14 protein-coding genes are annotated in these 13766 nt (G+C 35.4%); all 14 read right to left on the reverse strand.

Going from position 1 to position 13766, the window contains the following annotated elements:
• Positions 1-12: 12 nt before the first annotated feature.
• A complete protein-coding gene (locus tag OEV82_RS10540) occupies positions 13-2046 on the reverse strand; it encodes a YheC/YheD family protein (RefSeq protein ID WP_263061849.1) in 2034 nt (677 codons plus the stop codon).
• A 557-nt stretch (positions 2047-2603) separates the two neighbouring features.
• Positions 2604-2828, reverse strand: a complete 225-nt coding sequence (gene csrA, locus OEV82_RS10545; protein WP_263061850.1) for a carbon storage regulator CsrA — start codon at positions 2826-2828, stop codon at positions 2604-2606.
• A 4-nt stretch (positions 2829-2832) separates the two neighbouring features.
• A complete protein-coding gene (gene fliW / locus OEV82_RS10550; protein ID WP_263061851.1) occupies positions 2833-3279 on the reverse strand; it encodes a flagellar assembly protein FliW in 447 nt (148 codons plus the stop codon).
• A gap of 15 nt (positions 3280-3294) precedes the next feature.
• Positions 3295-3864, reverse strand: a complete 570-nt coding sequence (locus tag OEV82_RS10555) for a DUF6470 family protein (protein ID WP_263061852.1) — start codon at positions 3862-3864, stop codon at positions 3295-3297.
• 54 nt (positions 3865-3918) lie between these two features.
• On the reverse strand, positions 3919-4818 hold the full coding sequence (gene flgL / locus OEV82_RS10560; protein ID WP_263061853.1) for a flagellar hook-associated protein FlgL: 900 nt from the start codon (positions 4816-4818) through the stop codon (positions 3919-3921).
• A 35-nt stretch (positions 4819-4853) separates the two neighbouring features.
• Positions 4854-6452, reverse strand: coding sequence for a flagellar hook-associated protein FlgK (gene flgK, locus OEV82_RS10565; protein WP_263061854.1), 1599 nt, complete (start codon positions 6450-6452; stop codon positions 4854-4856).
• A gap of 21 nt (positions 6453-6473) precedes the next feature.
• Positions 6474-6956, reverse strand: a complete 483-nt coding sequence (locus OEV82_RS10570) for a flagellar protein FlgN (protein WP_173658454.1) — start codon at positions 6954-6956, stop codon at positions 6474-6476.
• Positions 6957-7000: 44 nt separating this feature from the next.
• The gene (flgM, locus tag OEV82_RS10575) at positions 7001-7267 is read right to left on the reverse strand and encodes a flagellar biosynthesis anti-sigma factor FlgM (protein ID WP_173658455.1); all 267 of its coding nucleotides are present in this window, start codon (positions 7265-7267) and stop codon (positions 7001-7003) included.
• Between the two features lie 165 nt (positions 7268-7432).
• Positions 7433-7852 carry a TIGR03826 family flagellar region protein gene (locus OEV82_RS10580; RefSeq protein ID WP_263061855.1) on the reverse strand — a complete coding sequence of 140 codons (420 nt, stop codon included), beginning with the start codon at positions 7850-7852 and terminating at the stop codon, positions 7433-7435.
• Positions 7853-8011: 159 nt separating this feature from the next.
• Positions 8012-8764: a ComF family protein gene (locus OEV82_RS10585; protein ID WP_263061856.1), complete on the reverse strand. Its 753-nt coding sequence runs from the start codon at positions 8762-8764 to the stop codon at positions 8012-8014.
• Between the two features lie 223 nt (positions 8765-8987).
• Positions 8988-9959, reverse strand: coding sequence for a nuclease-related domain-containing protein (locus tag OEV82_RS10590; protein WP_263061857.1), 972 nt, complete (start codon positions 9957-9959; stop codon positions 8988-8990).
• Positions 9960-10208: 249 nt separating this feature from the next.
• The gene (locus tag OEV82_RS10595) at positions 10209-11711 is read right to left on the reverse strand and encodes a DEAD/DEAH box helicase (RefSeq protein ID WP_263061858.1); all 1503 of its coding nucleotides are present in this window, start codon (positions 11709-11711) and stop codon (positions 10209-10211) included.
• 162 nt (positions 11712-11873) lie between these two features.
• Complete coding sequence (locus tag OEV82_RS10600) at positions 11874-12716, reverse strand: DegV family protein (RefSeq protein ID WP_263061859.1); 843 nt, start codon at positions 12714-12716, stop codon at positions 11874-11876.
• Positions 12717-12969: 253 nt separating this feature from the next.
• Positions 12970-13668 (reverse strand): response regulator transcription factor, encoded by a 699-nt coding sequence (locus OEV82_RS10605; RefSeq protein ID WP_173658460.1) that lies wholly within the window; start codon positions 13666-13668, stop codon positions 12970-12972.
• Between the last annotated feature and the right edge of the window lie 98 nt (positions 13669-13766).

The raw sequence follows: 13766 nt of genomic DNA on the forward strand, positions 1-13766 counted from the left end.
CCAAGTAGATTGTCAAAGGATCTTTTCACTTTGACAATCTACTTGGGACGTGGAACAATCCATGAATGGTTGTTGTGCAAAAAAACTTAATCTTTTTGTGTCCAAAAACTTGACGTAGATCCAACCGTTCGCAAATGATCCTACCTCTGGTTTTATAATTATTTTATTATAATTATCAATAAAGTTTTTTATATCTTTCAATCTTTCAATTTTTTTGTAAGGTATAATGATATCATCGAAAACACCAGTATTTTTTAGTCTATCGTAAACTTTTAATTTATTTATTGAATTTCCATAAAACTCATTTGTTATAGGAATACCTTCAAACTCTTGGTAAATAAAATCAAAACCTTTTACTCCTCTTAAACGCAAACGATCATAAATGACATCCGGATACTTAACAATTTTTGGTACCCATTTATGGTCAATATAAAAATGTCCCCTAATTAAACCTTCATTAAAATCAATATCTTTAGGTGTGAAGTAAAAAAAATTCACATTTTCATAATTAGCAACATATGCACACGCAATAGTTAATTCGTTAATTTCTTCTTCTCCCACTAACATACCAACTGTAATATCATGTTCTAACTTTGCTATATCTAAATCATTTGTCTTAATACTAAACTGATCTTTCGGTAAATTTAATATTTCAAACTCATTAGTATGGAATATTTTATTCTTTGCTAGATATAATGCATAACCTATTGTATTAACTGCTCGTTCTTCCTCATGATAAGTAGTTTGTGGACCTATATTAGCCTCATGCAACCAAAATCTTCCGTTATTATCTATTGCTAAGTCTAATCCCAGTTCATCCAATGCCAGCCCGTGTAATTTATCAATATGCCAAGTGAGGTCCATTGATAACTGTAGTAGCTTTTTTAAGTATAAACTACCTTTATTATCAAATTGACTTTCAAAAAATGATTCTATATCCTCAGTTCTCCCTCCACGACTTATATTACTAAGGATGCTTTTTTTATTTCCAATCCTTGGATAAATTTTCGTTATCTGCCATTTGCCTTCTCCATCTTTTTGAACATGAGCACGAATATCAAATGGTTCATTTGATTTTGTTCGGGCATTGATATATTTTTGAATCATATATGTATTTTTCCTCTTTAAAATTACATCATATACCCATTTTTCGAGTGCTTCTATATCTAGCTGCTTCTTTTTAGTATGATTATATAGAGTATGTTTACGACCATTTTTTTCTAAATAATATATATTTTCTCCGCGAGCACCACGCAATGGTTTAAAAACAGCTTGATCATTATGTTCTAAGAATTTTAAGACAATATCTATATCCGTCACAACTTTAAAAGGTGCTAACAAATGTGCATATTTTCCAGACTCAACTAATTTCTTTACCAAATAAAACTTATCTCCAATCGCAAAAGTTGTAAAAGGAATCAGTTTTCTTAAATTTCTCTCAATACTAGATTGTCTACCTTTTGTTACTACTCCTACATTGTTTATTACATCTGGAAGTGGAAAATCCTTTTTTTGCCACTTTCCGTCTATTTTAGTCATTCCATAAATTTGTTTTTCCTTAAGATTCACATCATTTGACGAAAAGAAAAATATTTCTGCATTTCTTTTTTTGGCCTCTTTTATTAATGCCAATGTTCTTGCCTCAGGTAGTACCTCTATTGGATTAACATGATCTAAATATACTCCGATAATAAATTGTCTATCCTTATTGTCATCATCAAAATTTCCTTTAAGCTTTCTTATATTTGGGATTAATGAGAACTGCATAATCTCTAATAATTTTGTTATATTACCTCTCTCTAATTCTTTTGCGAAGTATAAAATATTCTGCTCAATATTCTTTCTTGTCTTTAACCCTCTATCTAACTTAGAAGTTTTCAAAAATATTTCAATTGATTCAAATCCTTGAACTATTGAGCCAAATATAAATATACTGTTTTTTAAATCTTTATTTTTAATTAAGGTTCTAAGATGTTCTGACGCTTCTAACATTGTGTCTATAATCTTTCTTACTTGTATTAGTTTTGGATCTGGTTGGTTCTTCACATAGACACTTCCTTTTCAAATAAGTCTTTCGTTTGTTATAATTTATTTGTAAATCACTCTAGACTCAGTTAGTTTTTAAAAAGAGACTCTAGTTATACTAGAGTCTAAAAATATTTCTAAAACTTTTACGAAGCAGTTTTAGCACACCTTGGTAATTGGTTAGCTTGAGCAAACATTTGTTGATGCTCATTCTAAGATACATTCCTTTGTTTGTGCCATCATTTCTTTTACCAAAATTAGCATCTATTAAACGGTTCAACTCCTGTTTTTCTGATTTGCTTTATTTAAATAAGAATAGCTCTAAATCCAATTTTGAATGGAAAATCTTTTATTAATCGCTTCATCTAAACTTATTCATGATTTCATTTGTGCATTGTTTGCATTTTTCAACGGACACCCGTATTCAGTGTTGAAATAAGGTGATTAATACGCATAAGCAAAATTTCATTCTTGCATGATTCGTTCACGCCTTGTGAACATGCTTTTTTAGGATCTTTATCCTTTCATTACTTATATCGACAAAAAAAGAAAGGTGTTTAGCCTTTCTTTGAAAAGAATTATTGTTTAGTTTTTTTAGGAATGAGCTTAATTAAATTAGAAGAAGCAGTCGCTTGTTTGTTTTCTCCTTGGATTTGGTCGTAAATTTCTTTACGAAAGACGTCAACGTGTTTTGGAGCATCGATGCCAATTTTTACTTGGTCACCTTGAACAGCCACAATTCTTACTTCGATTCCATCCCCAATTTGGATGGATTCACCTTTTTTACGTGATAAAATTAGCATCGGCTCACTCCTTTACAGATATAGGGGATTCTTGAAACAATGCATGTTTTGTCGTATATTTATCATCGTTTAGAATCACCTGTTTTGCTTTTTTATTTTTTACATGAACAATTACAGGGGCTTGTAAATTAGCTGTCGTATGCTCAAATGGATCTTGTAACGTTAAAATAGAATAAACAGCAACATCCGATGGCTCCTTAATTTCAAGGGAATGAACGGTTGCACGATCAAGCTCGAAATCATAATCTTTAAAAAACAAAAACGGATTGGTGACCACAAAGGCAAGTTCAGGAGTTTGGACCGATTGCAAAACAAAATAAACCTTTTCTTCCGATAAAGGCAATAAAACAAATTGTTTTTCATTTATGAAACCTGGTAATCCGTATTCAAAGTGGAGAATATCCTTTTTATTAATCGTCAATTCATTAAAATACTTTGTTTGAATATTCATTATTTCACCTGCTAATTATATAGTTTCATTAAAAAGATGGACAAAGTCAATATGCAATGCATTTTTCTGCTCTACATAGACTGAAACATCACCTGGTGTATACTCATGAATTGGTTTTTGTATTTGCACATCAATGATCGGTTTTCTTGGTGTTGCCTTCACTTGCACTTCCCCTTTAATATAGTGTAGTTTTACACTACCGTGGGATGGAATCCAACCGATGCCAAATTGTTTTTCTTTATACGCATACGCCTCGGCAATTTGTGGTAAAGGATTTCCTTTATTTTCAATTCTCATGAATTGGTCGCCTTCTCTTGCTCGTCGACCGATACCCTCCAGTACAGCTTTCTTCCCTTCTTGAGCAGATTCAGAAATGATTCTTGGGATCGTCTTGTATCCTAATTGTGCCTTAGCCTCCGTTTGGTCGATGGTAAGTTTTCCAGGTACTGTATTGATTTCTAATTCAGCCTTAGGCTGCTCAATCGATTGGATCGCCTTCGGTTGTTCAATTGTTTGAGTGGGTTTTTGAATGTGCAAACCCGTTTTTATAAACGTAGATTCAAGTCGAATTTGTGGTAATCTCATAATAATCCCCCGAATCACTGAAATTACAAAGAAAAGCTATTCCTTTTGAATAGCTTATCGTAAAAAGTCAACTAGGGTTGGTTGGATTATTTTTGCTCCAACCGATAAAGCAGCTCGGTGAATAGATTCTTGAGTGAGTAACTCCGTAATCACTCGTTCCATATCCACATCTTCATTTTCAGATAAAATTTTTGTCGCTGTTACTTCTTGTTGCGCAATCCGGTCTTCCATCATTTCCACACGGTTTTGTTTCGCACCAACACGTGCCTGCTCTTTTAAAAAGATATCAATATGTTGATCCATTTTCGATAAAAAATCACCGATTTCTTCATCTTTGACGTTTGGATCTTCCAATTTTTTAATTAATTGCGATAACGTCCCATCTTCGTGAAGTAAGTTTTCAAATAGAGTTTTTCCACTTGTATTCACATCAATTGTAATTCCATCAAAAATTTCAATATTAATGACACCATCGTTAAACTTCACTTCTTTTATTGTTTCATCGGTATTTTTCACAATTTCAGGAGCATGATTTGTATTTTTTCCATTAAAAATGTATTTATCGCCCACTTGGGTGCGGGCAATTGTATACAGTTGTTCTTGAAGTTGTTTGAGCTCAACGGCAATGGCTTCTCTTTGTCCTTCATCATATGTACCGTTTGTAGCTTGAAGGGTGAGTTCACGAATCCGTTGCAAGGCACTAATTCCTTCTGCGATCGCATCGTCTGTCGTTTCAAGCCAATTATTCACTTCACTAATATTTCGGTTAAATTGTTGCACTTGGTTCAAGTCACCACGATACCCAACCCCGAGCATTGCAACAACAGGGTCATCGGACGGCCGATTAATTTTTTTCTGTGTTGCTAACTGTTCTTGGAGTTTGCCAAGTTTGTTATAACTATTACTTAAGTTTCGTAGCATATTCGTTGATAACATCGATTGGGTTACCCGCATGTGTTTCACCGCCTTTTTTTACCTTTTCCTTCAATTTAACGACCAACAATACCTGTACTATTAATAATCCGATCAAGCATTTCATCAATCACTGTAATCATGCGTGCCGATGCGTTATAAGCATGTTGGAACGTAACAAGATTTGTCATTTCTTCATCCAGGGATACACCGGATATTGATTGCCGGTTATAATCAACCGAGTCAACGAGTACTTGAACATTGTCTCGATTTCGATTGGCACTTTGCGCATTGACACCTAAGTCACCAACAAGTCCCGCATAAAAGGTTTTAAAATTGCCAGTGAGCCCCTTTGGAACTGATCCTAACTGTGTTTCTTCTGTTTTATCTTTAAAGTAGTCACCGAAATCCTTTGTAAATATATCTGCTAAACGGAAGGCATTATCATTATCGCCAGAATAGCCACCTTCTTCAAAGGCTGCTGCAATTTTTGATGGATCAGAAATAATCTCTTCATTTACCTTTATCATTTGCGCATAATGTATGGTTGGATCATATTCATAGCTATTGTTTATTGCATTGCTGCCAAAGTCAAAGAAGATAGGCGCATTATTGCTCTCACCTAATCCATATCCTTGTGTATGAATATGATTAAACTCCATCGCAAAGGCAAACGTTAGTTTATTTAAGTTCTCTAACATGTCAGGGTAATAGCCTGAGCCGACTTCACCAGGTAATTGGTAACCATAGCTTTTAATTAAACCGCCGAGTTCACCGCCAAAGCCAAGGTCTTTTATTTCTTTTCCTGCCACTTTAATAGCCGAAACCAGAGTATTTGCTCCCTTATCCCCTTTTTCAACGCTTAGTTGATTGATGTTTGAATGACCATTTGTAGCATTTACTTCAAGTAGTTTAATTCCTTCTCCATAGTCCGAACCATTAGCATGAACGATACGAATTTCATAAAGACCGACAGCGGTTCTTGATGGTTGGCCGTATTGCTTCGGAATAACAGTATTGACTTCAATATTAATGAGTTTGGATAGTTCATCTACTAAAAGATCTCGCCGATCGTAAAGATCATTCGGTAATTTTCCATGGGGTTCTACCGTTGCAATTTGTTTATTCAATTCATCAATTTGGGAAATGATGGCATTAATTTCTCCGACTTTTACATCAATTTCTTGACCAAGATCACTTTGAATCCGCACTAAAGAGTTAGAATAATAATTCAACGTTTCCGCAAACATTTTTCCATTTGATGCAACGACTTGCCGTGTTGCTGAGTTTTGCGGGTTGTTCGCCAAATCTTGTAATGAATTCCAAAATTTATCCATTACCGCTTGAAGCCCGGTATCAGAAGGTTCATGAATGATATCTTCCATTTTGGCCAATGCTTGAGAAATGGAACTATAATATCCGAATTTATTGTATTCTGTACGATATTGCACATCGAGATAGTTTTCCCGAATTCGAATCACTTGTCCTGGTTCGACACCTGTTCCAATTTGTCCATATGGTGCGTTGTATGGATTCGTTGTTCGAAAATCAACCCGCTGTCTTGTGTAACCTTGTGTATTGGCATTGGAAATATTGTGGCCTGTTGTATATAGCGCTGATTGACTGGCAGTTAACGCTCGTTTTGCCGTTTCTAGTCCATGGAATGTAGATACCATGCTTGTGCCTCCGATCTCTATTTAAACTTCAGAATTGAATATGGATGATGTCGTTGTTTGTTGCTTGTCAGTATTCGGTCCATAATTATAGTTGGTGAATTTAGGTCGGAACAGATTAAGTGAGAAGTTAACAAACTGAAGTGAATGTTTGACAAGTTCATGGTTCAGTCTGTTTTGTTCTTTTATTTCTTCTAAGATTTTAACTAATTGTTGAAAGATCTCTTGTAATTTTGTTTTTTGGTTGCCTTGGGCGACTTGAATACATTCACTAATTGTTGGTAAGTTCTCTTTTCTTTCCGGAAATATTTTATTTAATTCTGTAATCCGTTGTTTTTCTAAAGCCGTAATGGATGTTACATGTTTTTGTTCGTTCGTCATTAATTGATTGAGGGCTTGAACATCACCTTTTTTAACGATGTCCGTTTTTTGTATCGTGATCTCATATAAACTCTTGTATAATGTCAGCTCTTTTTCTAATATCGTAATTAAAGTTGTAAAATCCATTGCCCTCACCTTTTCCTTATTTAAATTTGTAAACCCGATCGATATTATTTTTTGTTATGAAAATGATTGTATATTTTTTCTGCTAATGCTTGATGATTAATTTGATACGTACCGTTCTGAATTTGTTTTTTTAAACTGTTTATTTTTTCTTGTCGTACTGGATCTGTTGATTGTTGTTGAAGCTTTAGGGCTTCCGAAGAAATTTCTAATTTGTCATTTGCTTTTGTTGGGTTTTTCTTTAATGTTTCTGTTGTTTGCATCTCCCGTTTATAAGGATTGAGGCCAGATGGTCCGTAGTTTTGTATTTTCATCTGTTTTTCCTCACTTTCGTTCATTCTTAGCTAAATGTTATATCGACATTTCATGATGGAAGTTTAACGACTGGAAGCAATTTCAAACAAAATGAATACATTTGACTATTTCGGTAATGGATCAAATCTTTTGGACTAGGTAAAACTAAATGGATTTTATGGATTTTATTGATGTTTTCTAAACTTTTCATCAACTACAAAGTATACTTTTCTTTCCTCTAGTTCTTTTTGTCGTTGTTCTTCCCTTTCAAATATTTCCAAGTCTTTTCGCAGTTCAGTCAAACATTGCTCACAAAGTTTGCCTGTTTGAATCGGGTTCCCACATGTTTCACAAGGATATGTAAGGTTTGGAAATTGGACAAGTTTAATACGACCTTTTTTGATAAATTTATGGATAAGATCTTCAGATACCCCTGTATCTTGAACGACTTGAAGCATCGTCGCTGTCCGATTTTCACGCTTTTTTAAATAGGTACTAACTTTATCGTAAGCCGTTTCTTCTTCTTTATAACATTTATCACAAATATCACGGACGGGATTTTTTATATATAACCTACTACATTTCGAACAGTTGGCCACATCCATTGTGATCTACCTTTCTAAAATTTTCTTTATATTTATATCGACCAAAAGTCCTAAAATGTTTAATCTGGTTAGGATGATAGGATGAATTGTACACCATTTGAAGTGTAAGTTTTTGTTTTTGAAATAGCATTGTTGAATTTGACCATGATGTATATGTGTTTACCCCCTTGCAAGGGTAAGGGATTGAATTGATTTTGCCCCGGCTTGTTTTAAAACTTGTGCTGCATGACGGAGGGTCGATCCTGTTGTATAAATATCGTCTACGAGTAAGATGTGTTTATTTTTTATTACATTTGTTGTAGGTTGTGACGTTTCCATTTGATTGGAATTTGGTTGAATTTGAAACACTTGTGGCAAGTGGATTCGTTCCTGTCGATTTTTCTTTGATTGTTTTTCTGTATGAGTTCGTTTCAGAATGTGGGACGGTGTAACGCCAGCTTCAAGAAGAAGTGCCTCAGCCTGATTAAAACCTCGTTCATATAGCCGCACTTCACTTAAAGGAATAGGCACAATGAGATCAAATGTTAAGATTTGAAGGGCTTGTCGAATATCTTCCGCAAAGACTTTGGCCAAGGCATAATCCCCACGATATTTAAATTTCGCAATTAGTTCAGCCATAAAGTCATTGTACACGTAAATAGATATGTTTTTTGTGAGCGTCCCCTTCCATTTCGGAGCATCTTCCCATCGAATGCAGTCAAGACAAAGTTCACCTTTGAAAAATTGTTGATTTAATTCATTCTTTGGTCGGTGACAAATCCGACAAGTCGGTTCAGTAATTTTTATAATTTGTTTTTCACAATGACTGCAAATGGATCGATTAAGTTGTGCAAGAAAGACTGTTTTCCACGTGTAATTAGGGGTAATGGGTTGAAAACAGTATAGGCAAAGGGGGTTTTTGAATAAAAACATATAAAAAACACCACCTTTTTGTTAAATAATCATAAATTTATCGGTTTTATACTGGGGTTTTGTGCGAATTTCGAAGTAAAGTGTGCGGAAAATTAAAATTGTGTGCGAAATCCTATTTTCTTGTGCGAATTGGCAGTTAATGTGTGCGAACAGACCAAATTTTGTGCGAAAATGTAATATCTTGTGCGAATTCTACTTTTTTATCAAAATTAAACATCCAAAATTACAAATCTTCCAGTTCAATCGTGTATACGAGTTTATTTTTTACCATTTCCTTAGCAAATCCAAGGGAATCTAGTATTCTTCTCATCGTAAAACGAGATGATATCCGCATAAAATCCATCGCCTCTTTGATTGTAATTTCAGTTCCAAACAATAGTGCATAATCACGCAATGCCTTTACATGCGCATGTTTTGATTTATAACCACAGTTTCCACAAATCCAATGACCATGACCTCGTTCCATGCTGTATCGTTTACAATGATCACATTTAACACCTTTCGTAACATGATCTTTTGAAATTCCATATTGTTGTAATAAATTTTTATTATTTGGTTGATGATGTTTGAGTAATCTTCTAGTCAGTTTTCTCAAATCTTTTTTTGTTAAAAATTCTTTTGAATATTGCCTTTCTAAATTAGCGATTTTTTCTGGGAAAGTAGATGTTGTCGTAACAATTCGGGGAACTTCACTGTTTGCATGATTCATCCTGATTACGGCACGTTCATTTGTCATGATGACAATCGGTTCTATCGGTATACTTTTAAATTTGTAATTTTCCAACCACAGTTTCAAATGGTATGCCTGCCTTTTCACTTGGACAACCGGGTTCGGCAAGGCTTCTTCTTTATCATTGTTTTTACGAATGAGTTGTTTAAAAACCGGGTCAAATGTTAATATACCGGAGTAATTTTTTATTTCAGCTGGAATTAATAGTTTTTGTGACGCAATGAGTGTATCAATTTGAAAGTAATGTTTTCCATCAAAAAGTCGTAAGTCATGTAAGATTTGGTAATATTTTTCATTCAGATAAGTTAGTGGGTAATCAATCGACTTTTCTCCTTTGAAACCAGTTAAAAACATCAAATAATCAGTTTCTATCAGTTCTCTTTTAGGAAAAGAAATATCTAATCTTTCAAGTAATACCTCGTATGTTTGCAAAGATTGTGATTTTTCACGTTTTTTAATGATCATTGTTACATATACCCCCTATTTTCTACTTTTTTAATGGAAAAATAACGAATTTGGATGATAACTACCGTTTGTACAAGTGGGAATATCTACAATTTGTGCGAAATCCTTATGAAAGTGTGCGAAATCAACAAATTATGTGCGAAATTACTTCAAAGGTGTGCGAATCAGAAAAATATCGTGCGAAATTGCTAAATTCTGTGCGATTAACCAAAAAAGTGTGCGAATTTCCCAACACTCCCCACCAAATTGTCACCCATCCACCAATCTCTTCGAACGAGCATCACGATTCATCCGTAGTAACTGATTTCGTGCGCGAATCATTGCCCGCGTTTGTCCGTGATGAAAAAATGTAATGTTCCCATCGGGATATTGGGGACTGCGGCCAACACGTCCGGCAATCTGCACTAATGTACTTTCCGTAAACGTGTCATCTTCTGCACCAACTACTGCTACATCAATATTTGGAAAAGTCACCCCCCGCTCCAAAATGGTCGTCGTTAATAAAATGGGTATCTTAGAATCTCGCATGGCTTGCACTTTTTCCTTACGCGCAGGATCTTCGGAATGGACTGATTCAATTCGAGTATCAAACTCACGAAAGAGAGGCAAGGCCATCTCCATCAATTCAATATGAGGAAAAAAGATCAATGCCTGCTTTCCACTACCCAACCGCTGTTGAAACCACTTCAATACAGACTTCGGAATCTTGCCCTTTTCGATATCCTTTCGCCAGTTGCCACACCATACAAACGTCGGAATAGGTAAAGGATGACGGTGAAAACGAGCCGGTAATATAACACAGTTCCGCTTGCCACTATAACATTCCCGTTGCCAAACTTCCTTTGGTGTTGCGGTTAAAAAGATAAGGGCACTATTGTTTGTACGAGCAGCCTCCGCCGCATGTTGCAACATTTCATCTGCAGCATAGGGAAAAGCATCGACTTCATCAATAATCATGACATCAAAAGCCTTTTTAAATCGGAGTAATTGATGGGTTGTTGTAATGACAAGAGGGGCAAAACAATGGCGATCTTCACTCCCGCCATATAATGAGGCAATTGGAACTTTTGGAAAAACCCGGCGGAATCGGGGTGTCAATTCTAAAACAACATCTGTCCTTGGGGTTGCAATGGCTATTCGGAGACCCAGTCTCATCCCCTCTTCAATCCCTTCAAATAACATCTCTGTTTTTCCAGCACCACATACCGCCCAAACTAATAAATCCGTACGTTCCCGAATTGCTTCTTTAATTTTTGCTGACGCTTCTGCCTGAGAAGGAGACAAGGTTCCAGACCATTCTAAAACATCATTATATTGAATTGTAGGCGTCGGTCCTTTCCATTCTAATAACGGTGTACATTGCGTAACTCGGCCCATCATAATACATTGCCGACAATACACACATACATTTTTACAACGAGAACATCGAAAAGAATAAAACAGTTGCATTTCTCGATTTCCACACCGACCACAACGATAACCCCCAGCTTCAGATAAAATCCCTTGTCGATATACAACATAACCATGTTGAACATGTTCATGAATTTCTTCGATCGAAAAAGGGACTTCCTCTAATAACAAACTCCGTCCACTTAAAAAGTGTTGGAGATCCAGATTAAACGGAAACATAAAATCAATTGGTTTTTCGATTACTTCATCGACATCACCAATCCGTACAATTTCACCATCCGCGTGCTCCCCTTTAACCAACACTTGCGGCACAAGTTCTTGATCTTGTTTTAAAAATAACAAAAAACCACCTCACCAACTTTCATAAATTGTAATGGAAAAAACAGATGAACACTTGCTAATCGGAAAAGGAAAATCATGAGGAAACAAGGATAAGGAAAAAATGAGGAGAAGGGAACAGGTTTTACACAAGTTCCCATAGAAAAATGATAAGGTTGGTAAAAGTTATTTCGGCATCCACCCAAGACCAAAAGCACCTTCACCAAGATGCGTTCCAATCACCGGCCCAAAATAACTTAAGGTAAACTCCACATTCGGGAATTTTTCCTGAAGGTCCGCAATCCATGCTTTTGCCTCTTCTTCACGATTGGCATGGATGACACAAGCTTGTAACGGAGTTCCTTTTTTCGCATCTTCTTCAAACAGCTCTGTTATACGAGCTAGCGCCTTTTTCTTTGTACGTATCTTTTCAAATGGTACTATGACTTTATCAACGAAATGTAAAACGGGTTTCACTTGTAACAAGCTACCAATTAAAGCAGATGCTCCACTTAAGCGACCACCTTTTTGTAAATTCGTCAAATCATCTACCATAAAATACGCCCAGGATTTCGCTTTCAGCTCGTTCAACCGTTTCATAATCTCTTCAGGGTTAACACCTTCACGAGCCAATTTTGCTGCTTCCAATGCATAAAACCCTTGAATCATACAACTGCTTTCAGAATCAAAAGGATACACGTCAATCCCTTCAACCATTTCACCAGCAGTAACGGCCCCTTGATATGTACCGCTAATTCCACTAGATAAATGGATACTAATTATCGCATCATAATCTTTTGCTAATTTCTCGAATAATTCAACAAACTTCCCCGTCGATGGCTGTGTAGTCTTCGGTAATTCTTTTTGTCTACGCATCATTTCGTAAAAATCTTCCGCTTTCATTTCAACTTCTTCTTTATATGACTCATTTCCAAATATGACACTCAACGGAATCATATGGATATGATGTTCTATTCGAATCTCTTCTGGAATGTAGGCCGTACTATCAGTAACAATAGCGGTCTTCAAAATTATGCACTCCTTTTTTTAATCTTATTTATACGTCGTGCTAAAAAGAAACAAGTATCATTGTACTATTAATAACGATAATTAGGAAGAGGTTACTCAGGAAACAATTCTACAAATATGTACGATTTCCTTCATTTTTTGTCAATTTATTGAAAAGGTTTTCAAAAAACCGTTCCTAATATATACTTATGTTAAAATTTTCCCAAAAAAATAAACTGCCCCTAGATCGGAGCAGTTAAAACGTTCATCATAATTAACTAATTTTTACCTCTACCCAGCCTTTTTTAATTGCCTCTACCACAGCTTGTGTACGGTCTTCACAATTCATCTTTTGTAAAATATTACTTACATGGTTTTTGACAGTTTTTTCACTAATAAAGAGACGTTCTCCAATTTTACGGTTACTTTTTCCTTCCGCTAATAGCTGCAAGACTTCACATTCACGGCGAGTTAATAAATGATAAGGACGTCTTACTTCATAGTTTACGTTAGCTCCACCACTTGCTTGGTATTTATTGGCCGTTTCGGCAAGACGACGGAATTCTTTCACGAGGTTATGAGTTACTTTCGGATGAATGTAAGAGCCACCATCAATCACAACTTTAACCGCTTCAATTAAAGCATCTACATCCATTTCCTTTAATAAATAACCGCTTGCACCAGTCTTAAGAGCATGAGTAACATAGTTTTCATCATCGTGAATGGATAAAATAATAACCTTTGTGTCTGGGAAAGTTCTCACAAGTTGACGTGTAGCTTCCACACCATTCATATTCGGCATATTTATATCCATTATTACAACATCGGGTTTATGATTACGTACAAGTTCAATTACTTGATCTCCGTCTGAACCTTCTCCTACGACCTCAAAGCTTTTCTCAAACTCTAGTATTTTTTTAATTCCTTCTCTATATAATTGATGATCATCAATGACTAATATTTTTGTAGTCATATTCATTCCCCCTCTTTCCAATGGCTAGGCAACACTATCAATATGTATCCAAAGTAAACCTCGTTAGCTTGACACCCTTTTTCTTTATATTCATTGTA

The organism is Pallidibacillus thermolactis (genome assembly GCF_025660415.1).
Lineage (GTDB): Bacteria > Bacillota > Bacilli > Bacillales > Caldibacillaceae > Pallidibacillus > Pallidibacillus thermolactis.